This is a genomic window from Microcystis aeruginosa LEGE 91341 (assembly GCF_015206885.1).
In the GTDB taxonomy this organism is placed as follows: domain Bacteria; phylum Cyanobacteriota; class Cyanobacteriia; order Cyanobacteriales; family Microcystaceae; genus Microcystis; species Microcystis aeruginosa_H.
Genome location: NZ_JADEXY010000040.1, coordinates 1 through 25,792 on the forward strand (window position 1 = coordinate 1; position 25,792 = coordinate 25,792).

The 25,792-nt window shown below is 41.4% G+C and carries 26 protein-coding genes and 1 pseudogene; 16 read left to right on the forward strand and 11 right to left on the reverse strand.

Translation table 11 applies throughout. The features are described 5' to 3' along the window. Nucleotides 1-345: 345 nt before the first annotated feature. From eno to IQ234_RS08160, 4 genes are all read right to left on the reverse strand, one after another. A complete protein-coding gene (eno, locus tag IQ234_RS08145) occupies nt 346-1,644 on the reverse strand; it encodes a phosphopyruvate hydratase (RefSeq protein ID WP_193956723.1) in 1,299 nt (432 codons plus the stop codon). A gap of 46 nt (nt 1,645-1,690) precedes the next feature. Further along, a complete protein-coding gene (locus IQ234_RS08150) occupies nt 1,691-2,452 on the reverse strand; it encodes a DUF3887 domain-containing protein (RefSeq protein ID WP_193956724.1) in 762 nt (253 codons plus the stop codon). Nucleotides 2,453-2,567: 115 nt separating this feature from the next. Then, entirely contained in the window at nt 2,568-4,646 is a 2,079-nt protein-coding gene (gene glgX / locus IQ234_RS08155; RefSeq protein ID WP_193956725.1) for a glycogen debranching protein GlgX, read from the reverse strand. Between the two features lie 263 nt (nt 4,647-4,909). Beyond that, complete coding sequence (locus tag IQ234_RS08160) at nt 4,910-5,806, reverse strand: DUF4351 domain-containing protein (RefSeq protein WP_193956726.1); 897 nt, start codon at nt 5,804-5,806, stop codon at nt 4,910-4,912. A gap of 200 nt (nt 5,807-6,006) precedes the next feature. On the opposite strand from IQ234_RS08160, the gene IQ234_RS08165 reads away from it, so the two are divergent. Continuing rightward, a complete protein-coding gene (locus IQ234_RS08165; protein ID WP_150975163.1) occupies nt 6,007-7,713 on the forward strand; it encodes a potassium channel family protein in 1,707 nt (568 codons plus the stop codon). Beyond that, nucleotides 7,710-7,964, forward strand: coding sequence for a hypothetical protein (locus IQ234_RS08170; protein ID WP_002739592.1), 255 nt, complete (start codon nt 7,710-7,712; stop codon nt 7,962-7,964). The genes IQ234_RS08165 and IQ234_RS08170 overlap by 4 nt, the downstream gene beginning before the upstream one ends. A gap of 142 nt (nt 7,965-8,106) precedes the next feature. Here the strand turns inward: IQ234_RS08170 and IQ234_RS08175 are convergent, their stop codons facing one another. Together IQ234_RS08175 and IQ234_RS08180 are read right to left on the reverse strand one after the other, a co-directional pair. Beyond that, nucleotides 8,107-10,221: a pentapeptide repeat-containing protein gene (locus IQ234_RS08175; protein WP_193956727.1), complete on the reverse strand. Its 2,115-nt coding sequence runs from the start codon at nt 10,219-10,221 to the stop codon at nt 8,107-8,109. 41 nt (nt 10,222-10,262) lie between these two features. Further along, nucleotides 10,263-10,679, reverse strand: coding sequence for a hypothetical protein (locus tag IQ234_RS08180; RefSeq protein ID WP_193956728.1), 417 nt, complete (start codon nt 10,677-10,679; stop codon nt 10,263-10,265). A 34-nt stretch (nt 10,680-10,713) separates the two neighbouring features. On the opposite strand from IQ234_RS08180, the gene IQ234_RS08185 reads away from it, so the two are divergent. Beyond that, nucleotides 10,714-10,938, forward strand: a complete 225-nt coding sequence (locus IQ234_RS08185) for a hypothetical protein (protein ID WP_193956729.1) — start codon at nt 10,714-10,716, stop codon at nt 10,936-10,938. A gap of 18 nt (nt 10,939-10,956) precedes the next feature. Here the strand turns inward: IQ234_RS08185 and IQ234_RS21600 are convergent, their stop codons facing one another. Beyond that, a complete protein-coding gene (locus tag IQ234_RS21600; RefSeq protein ID WP_260441992.1) occupies nt 10,957-11,088 on the reverse strand; it encodes a hypothetical protein in 132 nt (43 codons plus the stop codon). A gap of 280 nt (nt 11,089-11,368) precedes the next feature. Here IQ234_RS21600 and IQ234_RS08190 point away from each other — a divergent pair, with 280 nt between their 5' ends. From IQ234_RS08190 to IQ234_RS08240, 11 genes and pseudogenes are all read left to right on the forward strand, one after another. After that, nucleotides 11,369-11,605, forward strand: coding sequence for a hypothetical protein (locus tag IQ234_RS08190; RefSeq protein WP_002793134.1), 237 nt, complete (start codon nt 11,369-11,371; stop codon nt 11,603-11,605). A 66-nt stretch (nt 11,606-11,671) separates the two neighbouring features. After that, on the forward strand, nt 11,672-12,106 hold the full coding sequence (locus tag IQ234_RS08195) for a retropepsin-like aspartic protease (protein ID WP_193956730.1): 435 nt from the start codon (nt 11,672-11,674) through the stop codon (nt 12,104-12,106). A gap of 42 nt (nt 12,107-12,148) precedes the next feature. Next, nucleotides 12,149-12,469: a hypothetical protein gene (locus tag IQ234_RS08200; RefSeq protein ID WP_002793132.1), complete on the forward strand. Its 321-nt coding sequence runs from the start codon at nt 12,149-12,151 to the stop codon at nt 12,467-12,469. 241 nt (nt 12,470-12,710) lie between these two features. Continuing rightward, the gene (locus IQ234_RS08205) at nt 12,711-13,277 is read left to right on the forward strand and encodes a nicotinate-nucleotide adenylyltransferase (protein ID WP_002743664.1); all 567 of its coding nucleotides are present in this window, start codon (nt 12,711-12,713) and stop codon (nt 13,275-13,277) included. Then, nucleotides 13,274-14,002 carry an NUDIX hydrolase gene (locus IQ234_RS08210; RefSeq protein ID WP_193956731.1) on the forward strand — a complete coding sequence of 243 codons (729 nt, stop codon included), beginning with the start codon at nt 13,274-13,276 and terminating at the stop codon, nt 14,000-14,002. The genes IQ234_RS08205 and IQ234_RS08210 overlap by 4 nt, the downstream gene beginning before the upstream one ends. A gap of 12 nt (nt 14,003-14,014) precedes the next feature. Next, the gene (locus tag IQ234_RS08215; RefSeq protein ID WP_193956732.1) at nt 14,015-15,673 is read left to right on the forward strand and encodes an NAD+ synthase; all 1,659 of its coding nucleotides are present in this window, start codon (nt 14,015-14,017) and stop codon (nt 15,671-15,673) included. Nucleotides 15,674-15,905: 232 nt separating this feature from the next. Beyond that, nucleotides 15,906-16,219: pseudogene (locus tag IQ234_RS08220) on the forward strand (glycosyltransferase family 2 protein); the annotation flags it as partial. Nucleotides 16,220-16,382: 163 nt separating this feature from the next. Continuing rightward, nucleotides 16,383-17,018 carry a bifunctional phosphoribosyl-AMP cyclohydrolase/phosphoribosyl-ATP diphosphatase HisIE gene (gene hisIE / locus IQ234_RS08225; protein ID WP_193956733.1) on the forward strand — a complete coding sequence of 212 codons (636 nt, stop codon included), beginning with the start codon at nt 16,383-16,385 and terminating at the stop codon, nt 17,016-17,018. A gap of 118 nt (nt 17,019-17,136) precedes the next feature. Then, nucleotides 17,137-18,522, forward strand: a complete 1,386-nt coding sequence (locus tag IQ234_RS08230; protein WP_193956734.1) for a dihydrolipoyl dehydrogenase family protein — start codon at nt 17,137-17,139, stop codon at nt 18,520-18,522. A gap of 25 nt (nt 18,523-18,547) precedes the next feature. After that, nucleotides 18,548-19,171, forward strand: a complete 624-nt coding sequence (tmk, locus tag IQ234_RS08235) for a dTMP kinase (RefSeq protein ID WP_193956735.1) — start codon at nt 18,548-18,550, stop codon at nt 19,169-19,171. A gap of 4 nt (nt 19,172-19,175) precedes the next feature. Beyond that, on the forward strand, nt 19,176-20,690 hold the full coding sequence (locus IQ234_RS08240; protein WP_193956736.1) for a thymidylate synthase: 1,515 nt from the start codon (nt 19,176-19,178) through the stop codon (nt 20,688-20,690). 133 nt (nt 20,691-20,823) lie between these two features. Here IQ234_RS08240 and IQ234_RS08245 read toward each other — a convergent pair whose 3' ends face one another. The 4 genes from IQ234_RS08245 to IQ234_RS08260 form a co-directional block, all read right to left on the reverse strand. Further along, nucleotides 20,824-21,255: a DUF4278 domain-containing protein gene (locus tag IQ234_RS08245; RefSeq protein ID WP_193956737.1), complete on the reverse strand. Its 432-nt coding sequence runs from the start codon at nt 21,253-21,255 to the stop codon at nt 20,824-20,826. A 458-nt stretch (nt 21,256-21,713) separates the two neighbouring features. Beyond that, on the reverse strand, nt 21,714-22,469 hold the full coding sequence (locus IQ234_RS08250) for an ABC transporter ATP-binding protein (RefSeq protein ID WP_193956738.1): 756 nt from the start codon (nt 22,467-22,469) through the stop codon (nt 21,714-21,716). Then, nucleotides 22,470-23,273: an ABC transporter permease gene (locus tag IQ234_RS08255; protein WP_193956739.1), complete on the reverse strand. Its 804-nt coding sequence runs from the start codon at nt 23,271-23,273 to the stop codon at nt 22,470-22,472. A gap of 370 nt (nt 23,274-23,643) precedes the next feature. After that, nucleotides 23,644-24,519, reverse strand: coding sequence for an ABC transporter ATP-binding protein (locus tag IQ234_RS08260; RefSeq protein WP_193956740.1), 876 nt, complete (start codon nt 24,517-24,519; stop codon nt 23,644-23,646). Between the two features lie 164 nt (nt 24,520-24,683). On the opposite strand from IQ234_RS08260, the gene IQ234_RS08265 reads away from it, so the two are divergent. Together IQ234_RS08265 and IQ234_RS08270 are read left to right on the forward strand one after the other, a co-directional pair. Beyond that, a complete protein-coding gene (locus IQ234_RS08265; protein ID WP_193956741.1) occupies nt 24,684-25,184 on the forward strand; it encodes a L,D-transpeptidase in 501 nt (166 codons plus the stop codon). A gap of 209 nt (nt 25,185-25,393) precedes the next feature. Next, nucleotides 25,394-25,648 carry a SemiSWEET transporter gene (locus tag IQ234_RS08270; RefSeq protein ID WP_002776654.1) on the forward strand — a complete coding sequence of 85 codons (255 nt, stop codon included), beginning with the start codon at nt 25,394-25,396 and terminating at the stop codon, nt 25,646-25,648. Nucleotides 25,649-25,792: the final 144 nt, after the last annotated feature.

Consider the following 25,792-nt stretch of genomic DNA (forward strand, 5'->3'; position numbering starts at 1 on the left):
CCCCAAAACCCCAACCCCCAAAACCTGTCTCCTATCTCCTATCTCCTGACTCCTGACTCCTAACCCCACCAACAAACTTTTTCAGCAAACCCTAAATAAATACTTCGCCGAAAAAGGTTTCAGCGAAGTACCACAATAGTCAGTGACCAGTTATCAGTTATCAGTACCTTTAATATAACACCTTTGATCCAAAAATCATACCTTGGTGCAAAAAAAAGGCCACAAATAAATACTTCGCCGAAAAAGGTTTCAGCGAAGTACCACAATAGTCAGTGACCAGTTATCAGTTATCAGTACCTTTAATATAACACTCTTTTTCGATCACTGCAAGACTTTTTGCAAATTTTAGGCCAAGAATTTTGGACCCAAACCGACTTTCGGCGCGTACACCGCCCGATCGCCCAATTCCTCTTCGATGCGTAATAAGCGATTATACTTAGCCACCCGTTCACTGCGACTGAGAGAACCAGTTTTAATCTGTCCGGCATTAGTAGCCACCGCCAGATCTGCGATCGTGGTGTCTTCCGTTTCTCCGGAACGATGACTAATTACAGAACGATAACCGTGACGGGTAGCTAGGGCGATCGTTTGTAGGGTTTCCGTCAAAGAACCGATCTGATTGAGTTTAATCAGGATCGAGTTAGCAATACCCAGATCGATCGCTTTTTGCAGACGGATGGGATTAGTCACCATCAAATCATCGCCCACCAACTGAATCCGCGCCCCCAGTTTATCGGTCAATAATTTCCAGTTATCCCAATCCTCCTCGTGTAAACCGTCTTCAATAGAAACAATCGGATAGCGATCGACTAAACTGGCCAAAAAATCCACCATTTCGGCGGGAGAATGGGCCGAACCATCGTAGATGTATTGACCATCCCGATAGAATTCACTGGCGGCCACATCCATAGCCAAAGCCACCTGCGACCCCGGTTTATAACCAGCACGTTCGATCGATTCAATCAAAATATCCAAAGCTTCCTGATTTGAAGCTAAATTAGGAGCATAACCGCCCTCATCGCCCACACCGGTCAGTAATTTGCGTTCGTGCAAGGCCTTACCCAAAGCGGCGAATACTTCCGCTCCCCAACGCAAACCTTCCTTAAAAGAATCGGCCCCGATGGGGAAGATCATAAACTCCTGAAAATCGACGTTATTATCAGCGTGAGAACCACCATTGATCACGTTCATCATCGGGACGGGTAGCACATTGGCCATCGGACCGCCGAGATAACGATAGAGAGGCAATCCCAGATCCGCCGCCGCTGCTTTGGCCGTAGCCAGAGAGACAGCTAGGATAGCATTGGCCCCTAATTCTCGTTTATTGGCCGTGCCATCGCGATGGATCATAGCTAAATCGATACTAGCTTGGTCGAAAGCATTCATCCCCTCCAAAACCGGGACGATTTTTTCGTGCACATTGCGAACCGCTTTCAGGACACCCTTACCACCGTAACGCTGGGGATCATCATCGCGTAATTCGTGGGCCTCAAAACTACCCGTAGAAGCGCCACTGGGAACCTGGGCCAAACCGAGCGCTCCCGATTCTAACAGCACTTCCGCTTCGATCGTGGGACGGCCGCGGGAATCTAGAATCTCCCTAGCTGCGATCGCTTCGATGGGAACTTCGATTTTATCTAACATAACTTATCGTCTCCAACTCAATTTACGCGGTAATTTCGGCTGATTATTAATTGCCTAAAGGGAAATCCACGTTGACAATCTGCTTTTGATCATCAAAAACGAGGATTAAAGTATCCGTCAGTTTTTCAAATTGAATCGTCACCAACACCATATCCACACCGTCCGTATCCGAGCCTTTTCTGACCTGAGTTCCCACGATCCGACGCACGGGGCCGGTACGCTTAAGTAAATTCTCCCAAGTGCCTTGCACTCTGGTGGGGAAAACCTCAGCTTTCAGGAGAGGATGTAAAAAACCTCGGGCCAGGCTGTAGTCTTTATTGGCCAAGGCCGTGACAAAAGCGGTGCCAATCTCAGAAATACTGCGAAATTCGGGAAAATCGGCGGCAACTATCTGACCAGCCCGGTTAAAGGTAACTATCACATCGTCGGTAACTTTCTCAAATTCAACGGTGACAATCACCAGATTGGCATTGATAGCATCGAGTACCTTGCTTTTGACAATACGCTTAAATGGTCCAGTATGGTCAGTGACTTGGCTTTCCCAGACCTTTTGCAGTTTTTCGGCAGTCCAGAGGGGTTTTAGTTGGGGTGACAAAGCTGCAATCACCTTGTCGTATTGTTTGGTTCCCAACCATTCTACTAACTGCCGAGCTTGCTTTTCTTCCCGAACGGGATCACCAAGAGCGATCGCATTCGGTTCTAGGTTCGCCTGTACTGGTGAAATGCTGAACGCGGTCCAAGGTAGGGAAAAACCCATTAAACACAAAGAGAGAATCGATACCCGTTTCGCTAATGAAAGCCGCATCATTTCAGCTATTGCTCCGCAAATAAATAACGTTTTTCCACTTGACGATTGAATTGATGCCATTGTTCATTAGTTAAAGCATTCAAGATCGCTCGATCGGGCAATATCTCTCCCCTTGTTATACTGGTTTAACGATTAAAACTACCGCCGAACGCGCTTGCACCCGATAGGTTTCCGATTCAATAGCGACGGCGGCATCTAAATCACAGGCTGCCTCGGACAATTGCCCAGCAGTATCGATGACACGATGCCATTTTTCCTCTGGGAATAGGGGTGGTAACTGGAAGTTGAGAGATTCCCAGTAAGCGTTGAGCATAATGTGTAAATACTCGTTCGCCTTGGGATGACGCAGGGAAAAAGCTAAACTGCGGGAATCTTCCGACCAATCGGGTTTACTCAACTGTACGCCATGCCAACTGAGATGGGGTTCAAGACTGGTATAGGTGACTTCTAGCAATTTTTCTTGACGGAAAAGAGCTAATTTTTTATTAAAATCGATCAGTCTCCTTACGAAACACCAAAGATCGAACTCTTGCTCTACCGCACTCCAATCGAACCAACTTAACTGGTTATCCTGACAATAGGCGTTATTGTTGCCCTTTTGGGTGCGTCGCACTTCGTCCCCCATCAACAGCATAGGTGTTCCTTGGGAAATGAACAGGATCGTTAAGAGATTTTTTATTTGTTGCAGTCGCAGGGTTTTAATCGCCTCGTTATTGGTTTCCCCTTCTATGCCACAATTCCAGCTAAAATTATCGTTGCAACCGTCCCGATTCTCCTCGCCGTTAGCCTCGTTGTGTTTCTCGTTGTAGGACACTAGATCGTTAAGGGTAAAGCCATCGTGACAGGTAACAAAATTTATACTTCTATTGACATCGGTGTCAGGTCTGTGGTATATGTCGGGGCTTCCTAAAATCCGCGCCGCTAATTTCGTGACTATGCTGGTATCTCCCCAGACAAAAGCGCGTACATCATCGCGAAAAGGACCATTCCACTCGGAAAACCAATCGGCAAATTCGACAAATTGACCGACACTATACAATCCTGCCGCATCCCAGGCTTCAGCGATTAATTTTGTCCCGGCTAAGACTGGATCCGATTCGATCGCCCAGATCATGTTATAACCTTTTTGCAGGATCGGTTCCCCGTTGACATTGCGCGATAATACGGCCGCCAAGTCAAAGCGAAAACCATCCACGTGCATTTCCGACACCCAATAGCGCAAACAATCGAGAATCATTTTGCCCACAATCGGATGACTGCCCTTGAGGGTGTTACCACAGCCGGTATAGTTGCTATAGATGCTTTTATCTTCTGCATCGAGGATGTAGTAGGTGCGATTATCGATACCTTTAAAGGAAAGAGTTGGCCCGATTTCGTCCCCCTCGGCGGTATGATTGAAAACCACATCGAGAATCACTTCGATCCCCGCTTTGTGTAAAGCTTTCACCAGATCTCGAAATTCATTCAAAGGACCGAACGGTGAGCGATCGCTACTGTAACCGGCATGGGGCGCAAAAAAGCCGATCGTGCTATAACCCCAATAGTTAGTTAACCCCGGCATGGCCGAAGCGGGATCAAAGTAATGAATCGGTAACAATTCCACGGCAGTAATGCCTAGGTTTTTCAAATAGGGTATTTTTTCGATTAATCCCGCAAAAGTACCTCTTTTTTCCTCGCTAACGCCGGAATTCGGGTTACGGGTAAAGCCACCTACGTGCATTTCGTAGATAAAACTGGCAGAGTAGGGAGTGCGTAGCGGTTTGTCATCTTCCCAATCGTAGCGGCCCGTATCCACTACCAGACCCCGCAAAGCTTGATGACAATTATCACCTTTTTCGCTGGCAGCTTGTCGATCATAAATTTCCGCACCGACAATCGCTTTCGCATAGGGATCAAGAACTACTTTATCAGGATCGAAGCGATGACCCTGGGCCGGATTATCCGGACCATAGACTCGATAAGCATACACTTGACCGGCTCCAATCCCGTGAACGAAAATATGCCAATAGAAAAAAGTGCGATTTTCTTGGGGATTCAGACGAATAATTTGACTAGGTTGCGGGGAATTGGCATCATCAAATAATAATAATTCTATGGCAGTGGCATACTTAGAAAATAGTGAGAAGTTGACACCATCGGTCAAGACAGTCGCCCCGACGGGATGGCTTTTACCGTGATCAGTTTTTAAGGTCATTGTCAAGAGATGAGAAGTGATTAGGAGTAGTATAAGATTATTTGGCGTTTTTGAATCAAGCTATGAATGCCAAATGTGTGTCCTATCCAAAAGTTAGTTTTGGTCTAGGTTTGAAAAATCTCACCCAAGAAGATTCAGAATTCAAATCAGCAAAGCCAGATTTTCATGCAGATGGTGTGATTAATTTCTAAGACCTTGCCCTATTCAATAAAGCTCTCAATTTTCCGAGCAATCAAGGGAAAAAATGGCATTTCCTGAATATTTTATGCTTGATTAAGCCAATTAATTAAGTCAGCTTGAATATTAAAGTCTAGTAATGCTTCTGCTAAGTCTTCTAATTTTTCTACTGAGAGTTTTTGGATAGTTTCAGTAATATGCGGGGGAAGTTCACCAAATCGTCGGTTAAGCAAGCGTAGCACTAGGTTGGCTTCTCCTTGTTGAATCCCTTCGATTCTACCTTTTTGAATCGCTGCTTCTCTATCTTGTTCATATAAAGGGGCTAAACGCATAATAAATTTCCTCTCCTCCTGGGTTCTTTTGGGTAAGGCTTGCAAGTTCCTACTCAAATTGTATAATAATTTTAAGGAAGCTGATTTAAAGGGATGACTAGGAGACAAGGCCTCTAATTCATCAATCGCTCTGGTTCTGGTTCCTCCTCTACCTAATAATCTTAACCAAAGGGTTTCAGGGGTTTCGGGTAATTGATGCAGGACAATAATGGCTGTGGTTAATGCTGGAGGTAAAAAATAAATTCCTTCTCCCCAATCTGGATGATTGAGAGCGGAAAAAGCAGTTATAATTCTTTGACTGGCCGTAGGAGTTAGTATCCATAGTCTAGGAATATTTTCTGCTAATAAGGGTTGTTGATGACGGTGAGCTTCTCTTTGTAATTGTTCCCGCACAGTAAACAGTTTAGATAAACAGGCAATAATGCCATCAATCGTGACCGGATTGCGATAGGGTTCCAATAGACAAGGGGTTTGAGCTAATCGGCCCAATAAACCTAATTCGGGCGGCATTTCTGGGGAAGTCGGTCGAAAATACACATCAATTTCTTGAGTTTCTGCCGTCACATCAAGGCTAGTTTTCACGTCACCGGAAGAAGCGAGAAAGGTTTCGAGGTAATCTTTACTAAATTTATCCCAAAGAAAGCGAGTCAAGACCTAATACTAAATCTGGTTATTAAAGACTGATTATTTATTCCCCTTTTTGCATGAGTGCATGAGCAGAAAACGGGTTTCTCGGAGAAACCCGTTTTCTGTGCGTTACAAAATTGGCAGCATTGCAGCTTTAGTTACAGATTTTTCCTAGTTTTTGCGCTAGAAATGAAAAGTTAATCAGCAAAAAACGCGCTCGATGAATGAAACCGCAAATCATCGTCTGTGGATTAGGTCGCACGGGTTATAAAATCTTTTGTTTACTCAAACAACAATCTGCGGCAGTAGTAGCGATTAGCGATCGCCAAATGGTCTGTGAATACCAGTCTGATATTATTATCGGCGATCCCTGCTCTCCTAAAACTCTCCTGCAAGCCGGCCTTCCAGATGCAGAAACCCTAGTTTTGTCCATCGATAACGACGCACTCAATCTAGAAATTCTCACCCGCGCAAGAATAATTAACCCGAAAATTCGGATAGTTAACCGACTATTTAACGAAACTTTGGGAGAAAGACTCGATCAAACCCTCCCTGCTCACGTTAGCATGAGTGTTGCTTCCCTAGCGGCTCCTATCTTTTCCTTTGCTGCCCTTGGTAATAAAGCTATCGGTCAATTACAGCTATTCGATCGCCTTTGGCCAATTCAAGAGATAATTATCGAGGAAAATCATCCTTGGTGGGGATTACCCCTCTACGAACTTTGGGACGATCCGGCCCGGATGTTAATCTATTATCTCCCCGCTCACGACGAAATCGATCTGGTTTCCGCAGTTCTTTTAGGCAAAAAACTCCAAACTGGCGATCATCTCATTATCGGCAATAAACCGACAATTAAGGCAAAACAGCGTTTTAAACTGCAAAAGTGGCTGAGAAATCTACTCAATCTCCGTCCCTATCAGCACTATGTCCAACCGGTAATTCTTGTCACCCTTTCCCTCCTGGGGATGATTTCCCTTGCTACCATTACCTATCTCAGCGTTAATCAAAAAATTTCCCTCGTCGATTCCCTCTATTTCTCCGTCGGGATGATTACCGGTGCCGGAGGTAACGAAAAAGTGGCCGAATCTACCCCCGATAGTATCAAAATTTTTACCGTGGTCATGATGATTGTCGGTGCGGGGGTTATCGGTATCTGTTATGCTCTCCTCAACGATTTTATTCTCGGTAGTCGCTTTAAACAGTTTTGGGATGCTACCCGCATTCCCGTCCGCAATCATCACATTATCTGTGGTTTAGGAGGTATCGGCACCCGCATTGTGCGACAATTGCACGAGCAAGGCTGTGAAGTGGTGGTGATTGAATCGGACCCCAATAATAGATTTTTGCATTCCGTGCGCTCTTGGGGAATCCCCGTTATCATCGAGGATGCGCGTCTAGTGGCTACCCTAGAAACGGCTAATATTAATAACGCTGAATCCTTGATCGTGGTGACTTACGAGGATATGATTAATGTGGAGATTGCCCTCACTGCTAAAGCGATCGCTCCTAAAATTAATCTAGTTTTACGCTGCTCTCAGGAACAATTCGGGCGATCGATTCAAGAGGTTTTTGATTTTGATACGGTATTATGTCCCCGGGATCTAGCCACCTATTCCTTCGCTGCGGCCGCTTTGGGCGGTAGAATTCTCGGTAATGGCATGACGGATGATCTCCTCTGGGTTGCTTTGGCTACATTAATCACACCGAATCATCCTTTTATGGGGCAAATTATCAAGGAAGCGGCGATGAATGCCGATTTTGTGCCACTTTACCTAGAAAAACAAGGTCAAACTATCCACGGTTGGCAATTACTGGAAATCACTCTCGATCAAGGTGATATTCTGTATCTAACTATGCCGGCTATGCGTTTACAACAGGTTTGGCAAAATACTTCCCTAACTATTCCGCAATCTTTCCCCGATTTAAAATGATTTCTGGTCTTAATTATCTGAGCAAAGCTAGTTATCGCTGTATCTTGAGTTTAGGCAGTGCTGGCAGTATTTTAAGTCTCGCTAGTGCCAGCAGCATTTTAAGTCTGGTTAGTATCGGCAGTATGCTCAGTATTGGCAGTGTCGGCAGTATTCTTAGTATTGGCAGTGTCGGCAGTATTCTTAGTATTGGCAGTGTCGGCAGTATCTTTGGCATCTTTCAATATCATTCTCTGCCTAACCATCCTGGATAGTTCTAATGAACTACTCCTCATCGCTTCTTTGTCGATGGCGGTTTTATAAGTTTAAACTGTTAGGCGATCGCTTTTTATGCAAACAAAATAGAAAGAGCGATCGCATTGTGAGCATCAGTTAATAAAACAATAAAGTTCGGGGTCAGGTGCTTAGGTTTGCTAATTGTTCCTGAATATTAGCTTGAGTAGAGAGTTTTTCGGATTTTTCCCATAGAGCGTTAAAGATACTTTTATCTGTCTCGACAACTCTTGTTTGATAGGAAATATAACCTGATTCTGTTTGACCATTCATAGTTCTTCTCGCTGTAAAAGAATTTCTTGGAACAGATAAGTTTTCGCTAATTAATAGGTTGGTATTATCCCAACAATAGCCTTCAACATTTTTGGCTTTTTCATGACAAATACAAGCAACTTCTATGCCAGAGTTAAGTTGTTCCTGAATCACTTGTAAATGCTTTGGAGTCGGAACTTCAGGAAGAATAAAAACTCGTTGAATAGAAATCCCTCTTTTGATTAGTTCTTTGTTAACTTCCCAGAATTTTTGACCAAGGGGATTATCCCACCAGATGGAATCTGTCATGGAGTGAACAGCCAAGATTCGAGATTGACTTTGAGGATCAATGTGTTTGAGTAGTTGAGCAACCTTTTCTAAACGGGATTCGCCGCTAATTTCAATGTTAATTTCAGGCATAATTGTGTTAGTCAAAATTGTGCCATCAAGGAGGGTTAGATTATTTTCATCTAATTTAACATCGGTCAAGTTAGCTCCCGTTAGATTAGCTTTGCTCAAATCGGCATGACTTAAATTGGCTCCTGTTAAATCAGCATTAGTTAAATTAACCCTCGAAAGATTAGCCTGACTGAAGTTACATCCCATCAATTTTGCATCGGAAAGATTGGCCTCACCATCCATTAAATTAACTTGGCTGAAATTCAGTCCCCGAAAATCTCGTTCGCCAATTTTGTGCAAATATGTCAATTCTTTCGTGCTATGAATATCAGGGTGATATTCCTTGGGTGCATAAACGGCAATCATCGCTTTGACGTAGGCGAAAAAATAAGCCTTGAGAATATTTTCATGGGTGTGGATGGTAATAACTTCTTTCCCATCATACTCGACCACCGCCTTGACAGTTGTGGCTCCTTGTTGACCCGGTGTCAAGTTGGCCAAATAGATAGATGTAAGGGTATGTTTAACCTCAACTAAATGAGCTAGAGCCTCATTAAAAGCAGTACAAAGTGCATCTACTGAACCTTTTTTAAAGGCTGATTCAGTGTAACGCTCTTGGGTTTTTGTATTACATAGGATAACTGTCGCAGAAGTTAAATTGTTATTGGCACAGAGAATTTCAAAGTTCTCAATTTTCCAGCCTTGAAAAAGCAAAAGATTATCTTCAAAGAATAAGTTTTGTTGAGGCTCGTTTTCTAAAAGCTGATTGAGTTTTACTTTCTCATGTTCCATGGCAGCTTTACCGATATTTTTGAGAGTTCTTTCGATAGAAGCTGGCGAGGTATCTTTCCCTAAAGACTGTAAGAATAGGGAAGGAGAACCCACAAAAGGATACCCACTGGCAATGAATTCTCGATCTCTGATGGTGATAATACCTGCTAGGCTATACTTTCTGGCAATCTCAACTTGAATTGCCGTTTTTAAATTAACGTTGGGATATTTTTCTAGGTCAATTTCTTTCAAGTTAACTTGACCGACGTTAATCTTACTCAGAAGTTCAATGATCGAACGATTGGCATCTTTTCTAGATTTCAGATTTTTGATATCATGCCAAATTTTGATTAATCCCATTTCGCCGATGTAAGGATTAATTTTTCCCTCTAAAACAAGTCCCATAACCCTAGTCGCTTCACTGTTAAGAGTCGTCTGATTTCGTAATAAAAACTCTTCAATCAGAGCAGCGTCAATTAAGACTTTTGGAGCTTGAGAATTGTTATCTTTTAATTGGAATACTTCTAAGTTACCCAGAAAAAAATTAATATTTATACTAGGATGATTAGTAACTTTACGCAAACTAAACTTGATTTCGTACTGCACAAAATCACCAGATTCGTTTTCGAGATTATTTCTCAAATCCCAAAGTTTTTTAATCACTTGAGGCTCAGGATATTCTCCTAATTTCCTTATGATTTCAGCACGGCGATCGCTATCCTGTTCATTGTCTAGTTGAGCTAACAAATCATTAATAATGTCAGCACGGGGAGTGACCGATGTTGGTATCTCGCACAATAACTCTGTGTTTTCCATTTTTAAATCAATCTCCTTGATTGGTGGTCTTCTCATCCGCACTAATTGTGTCTGACAGTAAAAGACTGCTCTAATTGAGAATTTTCAGCGTAGCGTGTTCGCAAAACTCTCACTAATTCATCGTCATTAATGTCAACAAAATAGCCCTTTTTAAAGAGAACTCTTCTTAAAGAAGTAATTCCCACCCGCTCATCTAACTCAAGGTAATCCTTAAGATGGGATCCTAGGTTTTTGTTGAAATCCGCGTTTAGATTTTTTTGGCTATGATTGAACATTTCAGCCAAGTCATCGGCGGAATAAAGTCCTGTAGCCGCCAGATAGAAAATAATTTTGTATTTTTCAGATGGGGGTTCGATTTTTTCCAATAAAGCTTGTAGCTTGGGTATATCCAAACCACAGTTTCTTGCCTGCTTTTGGGCATCGCATAGTGATGGGGGAGTTGACGAGAGCGTCTTCATGGCTGTATTTTCGAGCTAGTTCGCATATTTTGAAATGAAGTACCAACAATTATTGTTTAATGATAGCAACAATTATTGGTTTAGCTTTGCAACAATTGTTGGTTTGAAGCCAATAATTGTTGGTTTAACTTTGCAATATTTATTGGTTGATATCCTTACAGTAAGTGATTATATTATGGATACCATTAGAGAAGATGGAGCGATAGTAAAAAACAGTACAAAAAAGCTGGATCAAGTGTTGGCGCACTGCCCAGCTTGAATTAGGTAAACGTTCTACCTACCGCTTCTTCCCGTCTTGATTATCTCCACCCTGACGTTTTGCTAGTTCGTTGATGGTGTAGATAAAAACGTAGTCGTAGGGATGAATCTTCCCGACAGCTACGCCGTAAGCAAGGGAGCTTAGGAGCATGACAGTGAGTAAGTTCTTCATATTGATTGACCTCCTGGCTTCTTAGTCCACTAATAAGGTTTTTAAGTCTCCTGGTGGGCTGTTGAGAGGGCTAATCCCGATGATGCGAAGCTAGGAGAGGGCCAGTATCCTCACGGGTGCTGGCTCTTTACTCATATCATGCCCGCATCTTAGCCCATGAGGGTAGATTGAGTCAAGCTAATAATGTTAGGGATTCCTGACACGAGGAGCAAAACACTACTAGACAAAAACAAAGATCCTGATCAAATCAACCTTAGCCATGAAAGCACTTAGCCACAAAACAGAAGATTTGAGTATAGCCGATGTCTCATCCTATTACCCCGATCAATGGGTGGTCGTAGAGATCACTGGTCGCGACAAATATGGCTGGCCAGAGAAAGGTAAGGTTATTGGGTATTCAGACGATAAACATAAGCTTATACAAGAAACTAAACATTTGAAGGGAGACTTATATTTGTTTTATACAGGTCCTGTTGACGGAAGTAAAGTTGCTTAAAGTTGATAATGAGTCTTGGCTATCAACGCTACAGCTTTTATCCTTACTCCATCATCCTTAATCTACATGGCCGTCATTGTCGTTGAACATACATTTGAGGGAGACCACAATCTTGAGAGATTGTCTATGTGGGTGATTCCAGTCACTGTTGAGTTTAACGACAACCAAAGAACGGTTAATGTCCTACTCGATACGGGGTCACAGGTGACTGTCTTTCATCCAGATTTATTAGACTTTCTAGATTTACCGACATCTCAATCATCTGTTCGGGGAAGTGGTGCAACGGGTAGTTCTCGGTATAGGACTGCTAGGCTTGATAGACTGGAAATAGGTTCTATTTTGTTTAGTGAAACAGAAGTTTTTTTTGGCTCTATTCCAGGAGTATCCTCAAAATACTATATTGATGGGATGTTAGGAGGGGACATTCTCAAAGAATTAAAGGTAATCATTGATTATCCTCAAAAAACTCTTAAACTAGAAAAGCTATTTATTTCGCTTTAACGTGGTTTCCTCTATTATTCATCAAGATTTAGGAAAGATTAAGTGTCTGATAATCTCCAGCCAACTCAAAAACTCAAAATTGTTTCCTTAGAACCTAAAATCGTTTTTGTACAACGAGATGATCTGAGTCGAAATACTGAAAAATCTGGCGAAAGTGAAGATGAGTCCGTGATTTTAGCTCCACTCTTCATCGATCCTGAGCAGGCAATTGATGACTTAAGCCAGTTGATTGATAAAGTTCATGATGAGTTTAATAATGCTTGCAAAAAACGGAATCTCGAATGGGAGGCTGAATTAGAGTTAGGAATGGAGTTTGGAGTCAAATTTACAGCAAAACTTAAAATATCACCGAAAAAAGAATGAACGGCGATAGCAGACAAAAGATAAGAGATAACTATCCTATTCATAAAACCTAAGATTATGTCAAATTTATCCGGGGTTTTAGATATTTTCACCCCATAGCGGCTCGATAACTTACTTTTGCAAGAGATTACTGATCCTCTTGCCCTATTTTGGTAAAATCAACTATAATGGGGAGAAGTTAATCTTTGCCAAGCTTGAGCAGAGTTAAACTAATCCCTCAGTGAGCAAGCAATTGAATCCTATGCTTAAAATTGCCCTTTTTGGAACCAGTGCCGATCCTCCCACTGCCGGTCATCAAGCCATACTAAAATGGTTATCGGAACAGTACGATATCGTTGCGGTTTGGGCTGCCGATAATCCCTTTAAAAATCATCAAACCAGTCTCGAACATCGTCTGAGGATGTTAAATTTGCTCATCCGGGATATTCAACCCCCAAGGGATAATATACAACTGCGACGAGAATTAAGCGATCGACGTAGCTTAATTAGTGTGGAAAAAGCGCAAGCAATTTGGGGAGAACAGGAGGAATATACCCTAGTCATTGGTTCCGATTTAGCTGGACAAATTAGGCACTGGTATCGCAGCCAAGAATTACTAGAAAAAGTCAAAATTCTCGTGATTCCCCGTCCCGGATATCCTATTAATCAAGATGATATTGAACAACTGCAAACATTAGGGGGTGATTGTCTGATTGCCGATGTCTTTGCTCCGGCTGTATCATCAACAGATTATCGAGAAAAAGGCGATAAACAGGCTGTTCCTGCACCGATTAAAGATTATATCGAAGGTCAAAAACTTTACGCATGAAACCGCTAAATACCCTAGCTAATAAATCTCTAGCTGATTTTAAAGTCGGAGTTGATAACGTGATCTTTTCCGTTGATACCCAATTAAATCGGCTGCTGGTGCTTCTGATTAAACGACGGGAAGAACCTTTTAGTAATTACTGGAGTTTACCCGGAACTTTAGTGAGAAATGGGGAATCACTGGAAACGGCAGCCTATCGAATTTTAGCCGAGAAAATTAGCGTCAATAATCTCTATCTGGAACAGTTATATACTTTTGGCAGTCCAGAGGGAGATTCCCCAGCAGCAGCCGAGAGTTTTGGGAAACGTTATCTATCGGTGAGTTACTTCGCTTTAGTGCGGTTTGAAGAAGCAAAATTAATCACTGAACGGGATTATAATATCACTTGGTATATGATTGATAAAGTGCCAGATTTAGCCTTTAATCACGGTCAAATTTTAGCTTATGGCTGGCGAAGATTACGCAATAAAGTAGAGTATAGTCCCGTCGCTTTTGAGGTTTTACCAGAATTATTTACTTTAAATGATCTTTATCAATTTTATGAGACAATTTTAGGTAAAAATTTTAGTGATTATTCTAACTTCAGAAATCGGCTATTGAAATTAGGATTTCTCAAAGATATGGGTTTAAAAGTCTCTCGTGGTGCCGGTCGTCCGGCTAGTTTATATCGCTTTGATGAAAAAGCTTTTGCTCCCTTTAAAGATCAACCGTTAGTTTTTGTTTAAATAGGAAAAAATATGAGAATTGCTATCGCTCAATTAAATCCCATTGTTGGAGATATCGAAGGAAATGCCCAAAGAATTTTAGAGGCCGCTCAAACGGCATTTAATCAAGGAGCAGAATTACTTTTAACCCCCGAATTATCCCTCTGTGGTTATCCTCCCAGAGACTTATTATTAAATCTGGGTTTTGTGGAGAAAATGTCTCAACAATTGCAATTATTGTCCCAACAATTACCAGAAAAATTAGCCGTCTTAGTCGGTTTTGTCGAAAAAAATCCCTCGGCAACGGTCAGAGGAGAAAAGCCGTTATTTAATAGCATAGCTTTGCTAAAAAGTCAAGAGATTAAACAAGTTTTTACTAAACGTTTATTGCCTACCTACGATGTTTTTGATGAGGATCGTTACTTTGCTTCTGGGAAAGAAAGTCAATATTTTCAACTAACAGAAAATAATGTAAAAATCGGTGTAACTATCTGTGAAGATGTTTGGAATGATGAACAATTTTGGGGTCAGCGTCAATACGCAGTTAATCCCATGGCCGATTTAGCTAATTTAGGAGTGGATTTAATCGTTAATCTTTCCGCTTCTCCCTACAGTGTCGGTAAGCAAAAATTGCGAGAATCTTTATTATCCTATAGTGCCACTAGATATAATTTACCGATAGTTTATGTCAATCAAGTGGGAGGAAATGATGATTTAATTTTTGATGGTGATAGTGTTGCTTTTAACCGACAAGGAGAAGTGATTTATCGCGCCAAGGCATTTACTTCTAGCCTAGAATTGATCGAGTTTAATCAAGATTTATTACCCGCAGTTATTCATCCTTTACCCGTCGATGAAGATGAAGAAATTTATCGAGCTTTAGTCTTAGGAGTACGAGATTATGTGCAGAAATGCGGTTTTAAACGGGTAATTTTTGGCTTGAGTGGTGGCATTGATTCCAGTTTAGTTGCCGCTATTGCCACTGACGCATTAGGTAAAGAAAATGTTCTCGCTGTGATGATGCCTTCTCCCTATAGTTCCGACCATTCTATTAGCGATGCAGTGGCTTTAGTTAATAATTTAGGCATCAAAAGTGAGAAGTTAGCAATTAAAGAAATTATGACTGCTTATGATCAACTTTTAGAGAGTCTTTTCGCTGGGACTGATTTCGGTATTGCTGAAGAAAATCTTCAGTCACGCATTCGCGGTAATTTATTAATGGCTCTCTCTAATAAATTCGGTCATTTACTATTATCCACTGGCAATAAATCAGAAATGGCGGTGGGATATTGCACCCTTTACGGTGATATGAATGGTGGTTTAGCAGTGATTGCTGATGTGCCGAAAACCCGCGTTTATTCCCTCTGTCGCTGGTTAAATCGGCACGGGGAAATTATTCCCCTTAATGTGATTAATAAAGCTCCTAGTGCTGAATTAAAACCCAATCAGAAGGATCAAGATTCTTTACCTCCCTACGAGATTTTAGATGCTATTTTAGCACTGTTAATCGATCGCCATCAATCCGCCGAAAAAATTATCGCCGCCGGTTTTGAGCCTGAAATTGTGCAGAAAGTGATTAAATTAGTTAAAAATGCCGAATTTAAGCGCAAACAAGCTCCCCCAGGCTTAAAAATTAGCGATCGCGCTTTTGGCACTGGTTGGCGAATGCCTATCGCTAGTCGTTGGGGTTAGAGGGGTTTTTCAGTTATCAGTTATCAGTTATCAGTTATGGCTCTCTTAGATTGAGTATGATTAATTAGTAGCAAAATGCCAATTTAAGAGGACTCTTCGCCTAAAGTTATCAAAGTTATTTAACCCATAAGCTTGTCTTTACCTTCCTTTAATAATGTTGCTATTTCCTTGACAGTCATTCTCTTTCTTTTAAACCTATTAACTATGCCTGTCTCTAATGCTTCTCATTTTAGGCGCAACTGGTTTTTTACAAGAAACCTATCCCCATTCTACTTGTAGTAAAGGTTTAAGTCTCTGGATAGAAAAACACAATCGTTATCCCTGCGTTTACCCTGTCGTCCCCTGTTGCGTTGGTTGTATATGTACTTTATTTTAGGGGGAATCCGCGACGGAAAAGCTGGTTTTCCTTGGTGTACTTTACCGGCTTTTTATGAGTATTTAATTCTTTTGAAAGCTGAGGAAATCAAAACCGAGAATTTTACCGTTAATGGTCAGATTATCATTGAAGCGGAACAAGCGATCGATGTGACATCCGATTGTTGTTAATTAACTGGTCGGACAGAAATTTTCTTGTCTATCTTAAGAAATGTAAACTTTCCTCACTCAGGGTTAATATAATTCTCTGCGGCCATTTAGGGTAATTCCTCAAGGCTATATAATTAAGCTTTGGGCAATTTATCCCACCATAATTCTTGACCGCGAAAAACTGATGTCCTCTTTACTCTCCGCTATTCCCCTCGACGCGATCGCTTATAATCCCCAGGGTTTAGTACCGGCGATCGCTCAAGACTATCTTGATGCTACAGTGTTAATGATGGCCTGGATGAATCGGGAATCCCTCGAAAAAACCCTCACCACCGGGGAAGCGTGGTATTGGAGTCGTTCTCGTCAAGAATTATGGCACAAAGGAGCCACCTCGGGACATATCCAAAAAGTGCGTCAAATTCGCTACGATTGCGATAGTGATGCTATCTTGCTGACTATTGAGCAAATCGGTGATATAGCCTGTCATACCGGCGAAAGAAGCTGTTTTCACCAAGTAAATTCGCAAAAATCACCGCCAGCGGCCGACACCCTCTCGGAATTGTTTAAGGTAATTTGCGATCGCAGAGACGATCCTCATCCGGAATCCTACACCTGTAAACTTTTGGCCGGGGGAGATAACAAAATTCTCAAGAAAATCGGCGAAGAATCGGCAGAAGTGGTCATGGCCTGCAAAGATAATGATGGCGATGCTATTGCTGCAGAAGTGGCCGATCTTTTTTATCATACCCTCGTCGCTCTCGCCTATCATCAAGTCCCCCTGCGAGATGTCTATAAAAAACTGCAAGACCGGCGCCGGTAATCAGTTATCAGTTATCAGTTATCAGTTATCAGTTATCAGTTATCAGTTTTAAGTTTCCAATTCCTGAATACTGTCTCCTGACTCCTGAATACTGACTCCTGATTCCTACTTTATATTTGTGGTTTACGACTTAGTAATTATCGGTGCCACTCCTGCGGGGATAGAAGCGGCTTTGTTAGCTGTTCACCTCAAAAAAAGGGTGGCTTTAGTGCAACAGCCTTCTAGCGACAATTTAGAGGCATCTGAGGACATTTTTAGCAAGGGGTACAGCCAAATTATCCATCTCTATAAACTGCTGAATCATTGGCAAGAAACGGCCATTTATCCCCAATGGCAACGGTTGCGGCAATGGTTAGAGGAAGTGGATAAAACTATTAATAAAAATCATTCTTTGGCAAGATTAGCCACGGAAGGAATAGATGTGATCCCGGGTGGGGGGGAATTTGTCCGGCTGCCCCATTTAGGATTCGTGGTTAACGGTCGGCAATTGTTGGCTAAACACTATCTTATCGCCCTGGGTTTTTATCCACAAGTCCCGAAAATTTTCGGCTTAGATGAGGTTAATTATTTTACCGCTCAAACCCTTTGGCAAGAGCCAAATTTAGACAATTTAGGACAACATTTAGCGATTATTGGCAACAGTAGCATGGCTGTGAGTTTAGCGCAAATTCTCCGACGTTTGGGGAAAGAAATTAGCTTAATTATCGAGGATAGTTATCTACTGCCGGATATTGATCGGGAAATCTGCCATTTAGTTACTGCCATTTTAGAAGCGGAAGGAATTAAGATTTTACCCGGCTATTGTCCTAGTCAAGTGAAAGCGATCGAGGGTCAAAAATGGCTACAATTAGGCAATCGTGTTATCGAAGTTGATGATATCATTTTTGCTGGTAATTATCAAGTCAATGAACAGGGATTAAATTTGGCTGGGGTGGGAGTTAAACTAGAACGAGGATTAATCAAGGTTAATCAGCAATTACAAACCGATAATTCCCGCATTTATGCCCTAAATTTACTCAGAAATAATTATCCCGATCCTAGTTTAAATCACTGGGCTGCTTTTGGGTTAGTCAAGCATCTGCTCACGGGAGAAAAATTTAACTTTAATCCCGATAAAATTCCCTCATTTATTGCTTTTGATCCGGCTATTGCTTGGGTGGGTTTAACTGGAAAAGCAGCCTGGGAGAGCTATGGTGAGAAGGTAAAAATGATCAACTATCCCATCAAAAATATGATCCCACAGCAAATCTGGGGAGAAACCACCGGATTTTGTCAATTAATCTACAGACAAGATGGTAAAATACTGGGAGCGCAAATAGTCGGTAATCAAGCAGCAGAAATGATCGGTATCATCAGTTTAGCTTTACAAGAAAATTTAACCATACAATCCCTCAATAAAAATATTTATACTTGGGGAAGTATGGGAGAGATTATCGGAGAAATGACGCAATTAATCCCCCAGAAAAAATCTTGGTTAACTTGGCTAAAAAAATTATTTAGATAATTAGATCGATAAAGAAGATTAAATTATGAAACCAAAATTTATTGTCTTTGAAGGTATTGACGGATCGGGAACAAGTACCCAAGCAAAACTCCTACAAGAATATTTTTTTAAGCGAGGGGAAAAAGCGGTTTTAAGTCCAGAACCTTCCGAGGGAGTCATCGGTCGTTTGATTCGAGAAATCATGCAAACTAATCTTATTTCTATCAAAGATCAAAATAAATTTGACCGACAAATGGCCTATTTATTTGCAGCCGATCGTCATTATCACTTATATAATGATCACGATGGCGTTTTTAAATTTATTCACCAAGAACAAACCCACGTTATCACTACTCGTTATTATTTTTCTTCCCTGGCCTATAATTGCAATAATCCTGAAGAATTTGCTTTTGTTCGGCAGTTAAATCAACATTTTCCCAATCCAGATTTAGTCATTTATATCGATGTTATTCCCGATATTTCTCTGGCAAGAATTAAAAATAGAGCCATCACAGAAGTGTACGAAAAACAAGAAAAATTAATGAAAGTTCGTCAGATGTTTCTCAATATATTTAAAGAATATAAAGATAATTGTTTACAACTGGATGGCAGTGATACAATAGAACACATTCACCAAAATGTTATTAATTATCTTGAACGATTAATTTAAATCCATGCTCAGTATAGAAACCACCCCTAGTTCGACAAGCTCACTAACAACATTCATCTACCAACCCCACTATAAACCTAATCAATTAATCTGTGGTCACGGACAAACGGCAATTATCACGGGATGGACAGTAAAACAGTCCCTTGCTAAACATTTAAATCCCGACCAGTACGCAGTAATTGGTAATCTTTATAGTCCCACCAGAGGAATTAGTCCCCTGCTGAGAAACTTAATCGCAAATCCCCACGTTAGATACTTAGTTATTCTCAACGCGACGAAGGAAGATAAAAACTCTGGTAGCTGTCAATGTTTGCTAGACTTTTTTAGTCAAGGATTTCAGTTAGGCAAAAGTGACACAGGTAGAGAATGTTGGCTAATTAATTCTCCTATCACGGGATATATTGACAAAGAAATTGACAGAGAAACCCTCGAAAAATTACGTCAATCAATTCAATATCAACTGGTTAAATCCATCCCAGAAGCAATTGAAACTGTCAAAAGTTATGCAGAACAATCTCCCCTACCAACTTGGGGAGAACCCTTAATTTTTCCTCTATTAGAAAATCTTCCTTCTCTTCTACCCGGTACAAGATACGGTCATCGGATTGAAGGAAAAACTATTGCCGAAACTTGGGTAAAAATTCTCCAAAAGATTAAAACCACTGGCACAATTAGACCCACAGGATATGATGGTAAATGGCAAGAATTAATTGACCTAATGGCTGTTGTCACCGATGAACCCCCAGACTTTTACTTTCCCGAACCTAATTATTTGCCTATAGATAGACCTTTTCTCACCGAATATATCGGACAAATTCTCGATGATTCCCCTATACACCAAGGAGTTAAATACACCTACGGTCAAAGATTGCGCTCTTGGTTTGGCCGGGACCAAATTGCACAGGTTATCAATAAATTAATCTCAGAAATTGATGCAGCTAGTGCAGTTATGTCCCTCTGGGATGTGAAAGACCACGAAAAGGGAGGTAGTCCCTGTTTAAATCATATTTGGGTGCGAGTGGTGGAAAATGAATTATCTCTCACCGCAATATTTAGAAGTAATGATATGTTTGCCGCTTGGCCGGCAAATGCCATGGGATTGCGTGCTTTACAGCAACATATTAGGGATGAGATTAGCAAGCGCTCTGACTACAATTTATCAATGGGTCCATTAATTACTATTAGTCAATCGGCCCATATATACGATGATACTTGGGAGAATGTCGAACGATTAATCGCCACCCAGTACGATAAAATTATCAATCAGCGCGATTTTTTTGACCCTAGCGGTAACTTTTTGATTTCCGTGGAAGAAGAACAAATTCTCCTCCAACAAACTACCCCCGGCAGTGGGGAAATTGTCGCCTGTTATCAAGGCAAAAATCCCCTCAAATTAATCCGCGAGCTTGCCGCTACCAATCCCGCAATTATTCCTGAACATATCGGTTATCTGGGAATCGAGCTACAAAAGGCATACAACTGTCTCAAGAATAATCAGCCTTATATACAAGACCAGTAGATAAGTGGGAATTATAAATTATGAATTATGAATTGGTAATTGGGGAGAAGGGAGAAGGGAGAAGGGAGTGGGGAGAATACATAAAAGCTGTCTCCTGTCTCCTGTCTCCTGTCTCCTGTCTCCTGTCTCCTGATTACTGCTCCTTATTTGCCGAACCGGCGCCGCGATATTTGAGAGATGAGGAGCGAATTGGGTTGGCCAGCGTGGGATTATTGGTGATTTTAACCTCCGCACCGCGATATTTACCCCCCCGCTCCTTGACAGGAGCCTCGGCGACTGTTGACTCCATATAGGTGGCCCCACGATACTTTTTCTCGCCGGCGGTTTCTGGAGTGGGGACGGGGACATTTTTCTGCTCTTCTCGTCCTTGCCATAAAAAGGTGACGACAATCACAACTGTCAAGAGAATTAATAGCTGAATCTGCCAAGGAGCTAAAACCAGACTCAACACTAAACTAATTACCGTGGCGGCACTGGCAAGATAAGCGATTTCATCGCTGGACTTCTGCCAGAAATAGGCAGCCAAGGCAGCGGCGAATAGTGGCAACAAAAACAAATAGGACATTCTGGGTACACCTTGTCATGCTAGTGAACCAATCTCCCTATATATTACCTCCCTAGCTTTGATCGACGAAAAATATTAACTCAGCTTATAACTCACATAAGTTTTATTTTGTCAATCCTTCTTTACAATTCGTAAAAATATTGTTACATTTATTTACATGAACTAAAAGTTAAAGCAAAACAGCCAAGACAGCAAGCCAGTTCAGATTGTCTCGAGGAGCATCAGACAGTTTATGATTCGTTTAGCTCCAGACAACGGCAAAAAACTTGGCCTACTAGCTTAAAAAAGTTTTCGGGGTTTGGGTTTACCCCATTGACAGATTTGCTTGAGTTCTCCTACATAACTTAGCGCTACCTCGGCTGGACACCGAGGTTTTTTATTTTGTGACAGCGTTTTCGACTAAGTCAAACCTAGATACATTATTGCTATCTAACAATTAATTGAGATTACCTACTTAATTAAAAATTAACTTCATTTTGATGCACGGAATCCAAATAAAACTTGATTACATCTTCTGATGTACCCTGACATTGTAACTGGCCTTTATTCAGCCAAATTGCTTGGTCACAGGACTCTTGAATTAAAGTCAAATCGTGGGAAACTACTAAAATAGTAGCGTTAGAATTCCAGAATTTTTTTAAGCGTCGTTTACACTTATTTTTAAAACTTTCATCCCCGACGGAAAGGACCTCATCAAGAATAAGAATATCGGGGTGAACCTCTGTTGCAATCGCAAATCCTAAACGAGCCACCATCCCGGAAGAAAGAGATTTCACCGGCGCTCCCATGTATTCTTCTAGTTCAGCAAAGTCGAGAATATCTTTGGTTTTTTCCTTCATTTCCTGACGAGAAAATCCCAGCATTACCCCATAGAGAATAATATTATCTTTTACTGGTAAATCTGCATCAAAACCCGCTCCTAATTCAATTAGAGATGCAATTTGTCCCCTGACTCTCACCTGTCCCTTTGTCGGTTCTAGAATGCCACAAATAACTTTTAGGAGAGTAGATTTTCCCGCGCCATTAGCTCCAATGATACCTAATTTCGCTCCAGAATTAATGACTAAATCTATATCATCTAGAACTAATTTTTTGGCTGGTTGACGATATTTACCTTCAAGAAGAGAGAAGATTGTCCTTTTTAGATCGTAGGAGAATTCTTCTTGAGTACGTCTTTGGAGAGATACTTGATCGAGTCGAATTACTTCTGTCATTTATAATAAATCCATAAATAAATGTCGCCATAGTCGGAAGCAAGTCCAACCAATTCCTAAGATAATGATCCCACCAAGTAGAGATTGAAAAATCAAACTAAAATCCGGTAATCCAGGGGAAAGGGACAATTGGCGAATACTTTCAATTACTGGTAATAATGGGTTTAATATCAGGAATGGTTGTACGGAGGGAGGAATAATTTCTGGAGGATAGAAAATTGGGCTGCTAATCCAAGCGACAAAACAAACAATTTCGTAAAAATAGGGTAAGTCTCTGAAGAAAACGTAGAGGGTACTAACAAAGAAACCCACTCCCGTGCAAACCAGAGCAAGACCGATCACGGGAAAAATCAGAGCAATTACATTAAGTAAACTTTGAGACTTCCAGAGAGTTACTATAGCCAAAAGGGGAAAGATACTAATAGCAAATTGAAAAATATTTGCTACTACCATGGAAACGGGAAAAATGCTAACTGGCAGCCGAATTTTATTTAAAATACTGCCATTACCAACGATACTAGGTAAAGCTTGGTTAGTGGAAGCATTAAAGAAATTTATTACGACTAAACCAGTGAAAGCCGCTAGGACATAGTTAACTATAGAATTATCAAAATAAGAGGCGAAAACCGTGCCGAAAATTGCCGTGTATAGTGCCGTCATAATCAGGGGATTTAACAAAGACCAGTAAACCCCCAGAAAAGAACCCCGATAGCGTCCCTTGAGATTACGTTCCACTAGAACACTAAGCAATTCGTAATATCGCCGCGCTGTTGACCATCTAGTTTTTGCTTGGAGATCGGTCATAGGGATAATTGTCATCTCGTCAGTATTCAGTGCCTTATTCTAAACGATTACCGTCAATTTTGTCTATCGATCGAGGGAGTACTCTAGTTTTTGTCCAGTCCCCGAAGACTCTCCCTCTGGGGAAAAAGTTCCCCCACTAGGTCATTTCTCCGGATCAAAAAGCTTAAAAACCGCTAAAAGCCTCTTTTTTTAGGGTTGAATTCGACTTTTAGGCACAACCTCAGCTAATTGACCTAGACTCTAGCAGGTTGGCCCATAAAATAGACACCAGATCAAAGCCAAGAAATGCCGATTTAAACAGAGCTAATCTCAGAAAAACTGGAGTCAAAAACCGATAACTGAACAACTTCCTAACGGACAAACTAATCATCTAATCCAATTGATGTCCCGTCAGTTCCACAAAGATATCTTCGAGGTTGGAAGGGCGACACATTACCCCAGTTTTATCACTCAAAGTGTCCAAATAAGAGTTAGCATCGGCCACGGTGGGGAAGAATTTACAATCGATTTTATCGCCAACTTGTTTGATAACTAAACCCTCGCCATACTTAGCACGAAAATCCGTTAGAGTTCCTAATTCGATTAATTTGCCCGCATCCATAATGCCAATTCTGCCCGGTTTTCCTGCGGCGTTATCCTGACAGAGAAATTCCACTTCTTCCATGTAGTGAGTGGTTAACAAAATTGTCATTCCTTGCTGGTTTAAATCGCGAATTACTTCCCACAAACGACGACGATTTTGGGGATCTAAACCGACAGTCGGCTCATCGAGAAAGAGGATTTTTGGTTCGTGAAGAAGAGCGCGAGCAATCTGTAAACGTCGTTTCATCCCTCCGGAAAGAGTTTTGGCAAGGGCAGATTTTCGATCGCTTAAACTGACATAATCTAAATAGCGATCGATTAATTCCTGTCTCTGGGGATTGGGGATATGGTGCATCCGGCCGTGAAATTCCATATTTTCCCAGACGGTTAATTCCCCATCAACGCTAATCTGTTGTAAGACTACCCCAATATTTTTCTTCACCTGATCGCGGTATTTTTTCACATCATACCCCGCCACTTCGATTTCTCCTTGACTTGCTTCGGTTAGAGTGATAATCATGCGGATTGTCGTCGATTTTCCCGCACCGTTGGGACCGAGTAAACCAAAGATTTCCCCTTTTTCGATAGCAAAGGAAAGCTCGTTAACTACCGGGAGATTATTATAGATTTTAGAAACGCGATCGAGAGCAATAGCGGCGGTCATAGTTACAAAAGTTAATATTCTAGCTATGGATTAGTGTAACCGAATTAGCCCAACTCGACGGCGATTTTATCCTTCCCTCTCGGAGTCGTCCTATCGACTTTGGTTTGACATCTTCACAATCAGATTAGAATACGGATAAAAAATCTTGACTTTGCCGGTATCCGATGCGAGTTTTTCTGCCAATTCTGTGTTTATGTCTAGGAATAGGGGAATTTTTCCTCAATCCCCCCATTATTCCCGTCAATTCCCTTCCCGCAACCACGGTAACTCGAACGGAAACCCGTTTGCTGCTAAATTTAAAAAAAAGACGGGTTTTTGTTTACCAAGGACAGAAAATAATCGCTTCTTACCCAGTGGCGATCGGTCGTCCGGGTTGGGAAACCCCGACGGGACAATTTAGGGTGATTCAGATGGTGCGGGAACCAGTCTGGGAACATCCTTTCACCGGTCAACTGGTGCCATCGGGAAAAAACAACCCCTTGGGGGCCCGTTGGATTGGATTTTGGACCGATGGCGCGAATTTTATCGGTTTTCACGGTACACCCCAAGAAAATCTCATCGGCCGGGCCGTCTCCCACGGTTGCGTCAGGATGCGCGATCGAGATATAAAAGCTTTATTTGAAAAGGTAAAAATCGGCACTTCGGTGATAGTAATCGCTCAATAAGTAGGGTCTGCTGAAAAAGTTTCTTGGTCAGGTTAGGAGTCGGTCGTCGGTGGTCAGGAGTAATTTATACTAAATCCGTTGAGTATAGGCTACATATCAGGAAAGGCAAAAGGCAAAGGGTAGAATAAATAATCAGTTTTTAATAACTGGATTTAGTATTAGATAGTCAACAGTTTAAAATGAGAGAAACTAAGCCAAGAGGATAAGCGGTGAATATTATTGAACTAATCGGGATCGTGGCGGGAATATTAACCACGGTCTCCTTTTTACCCCAAGTGATTAAAACTTGGCGTTATCGTTCGGCTAAGGACTTGTCCCTCACTATGTTTATTTGCTTTTGTCTGGGGGTTTTTCTCTGGCTAATCTACGGGATTTATATGAGCAGTAAACCGATTATTATCGCTAATTTTGTTACTTTTATCTTAGCGGGGACAATTCTCTATTTTAAGATTAAATATGATTAAATTGACTGGCAATCCCTTGCGGCTGTATTTGCTCACGTCATGACAATTCTACAATTTATCCCCACATCTAGGGGCGAGGATAGGATTTTTAGGTTAATTTATTGTTAAGATGATCATTTTTGACCATTTAGACTACATTTGGGG